This is a genomic window from Streptomyces sp. NPDC127084, from assembly GCF_042724175.1.
GTDB lineage: Bacteria > Actinomycetota > Actinomycetes > Streptomycetales > Streptomycetaceae > Streptomyces.
Map to the genome: position 1 here is coordinate 1 of NZ_JBHXFA010000430.1, position 1,064 is coordinate 1,064.

2 protein-coding genes are annotated in these 1,064 nt (G+C 67.3%); one reads left to right on the forward strand and one right to left on the reverse strand.

Going from position 1 to position 1,064, the window contains the following annotated elements:
* Positions 1–100: 100 nt before the first annotated feature.
* Complete coding sequence (locus ACFWI9_RS34760; RefSeq protein ID WP_019056748.1) at positions 101–514, reverse strand: organic hydroperoxide resistance protein; 414 nt, start codon at positions 512–514, stop codon at positions 101–103.
* Between the two features lie 132 nt (positions 515–646).
* On the opposite strand from ACFWI9_RS34760, the gene ACFWI9_RS34765 reads away from it, so the two are divergent.
* On the forward strand, positions 647–1,064 hold a 418-nt coding region (locus tag ACFWI9_RS34765), incomplete at its 3' end, for a MarR family winged helix-turn-helix transcriptional regulator (RefSeq protein WP_387169411.1).

Below are 1,064 nucleotides of genomic sequence, written 5' to 3' on the forward strand. Positions count from 1 at the left end.
CGGGGTGCGGCGGTCAACCCGGCTGGGGGCGGGGGTGTTAGAAGCGTCGTACGGTTTGTTCGTACGTGATGTTCGTATGTGATGCGACTACTCGATGTGACTACTCGATGACGAGGTCGACCTCGATGTTGCCGCGGGTCGCGTTCGAGTAGGGGCAGACCTGGTGGGCGGTCTCGACCAGCTTGCGGCCGGTGGCCTCGTCCACGGTGTCGGGGAGCTCGACGCGCAGGGTCACCTTGAGGCCGAAGCCCTCGCCCTGCTTGCCTATGCCGACCTCGGCGGTCACGGCCGCGTCGGTGACGTCGACCTTCGCCTGCCGGCCGACGAGTCCGAGGGCGCTGCCGAAACAGGCGGCGTAACCGGCGGCGAAGAGCTGCTCAGGGTTGGTGCCCTGGCCGTTGCCGCCCATCTCGACGGGAATGCCGAGCTGAAGGTCGATCTTGCCGTCGTTGCTGACCGCGCGGCCGTCACGGCCGTGGGTGGCGGTGGCTACGGCGGTGTAGATCGCGTCCATTGGAAACCATCCCTCTCGGAAGTCTTGGTGGGGTGGGGCCGGTCCGGGTGTCCGGACCGCCTCACGGAGATAAGTAGAGCACACAATTCAATTGCACACAACTAAATGGTCCGCTCGCGCTATCCTGGACACATGACCACCACTCCCGCCGACACCCCCACCAGCGACTGGCTCCGCCTCGACCAGCAGATCTGCTTCTCCCTGAACGCCGCGTCACGCGCCTTCGGTGGCGTGTACCGGGTGCTGCTCAAGGATCTCGGGCTCACCTATCCGCAGTACCTGGTGATGCTGGTGCTGTGGGAGCACGGCGAGCTGCCCGTCAAGAAGCTCGGCGAACACCTGCGGCTCGACTCCGGCACGCTGTCCCCGCTGCTCAAGCGGCTGGAGACGGCGGGTCTGGTACGGCGTGAGCGCAGCGCCCGCGACGAGCGCTCGGTGGAGGTACGGCTCACGGACGAGGGCGTCGCGCTGCGCGAGCGGGCTGTGGAAGTGCCGCGGCGCATCCTCGGCGCGACCGGTTTCGACATCGATGCGATCCGGGCGCTGCGGG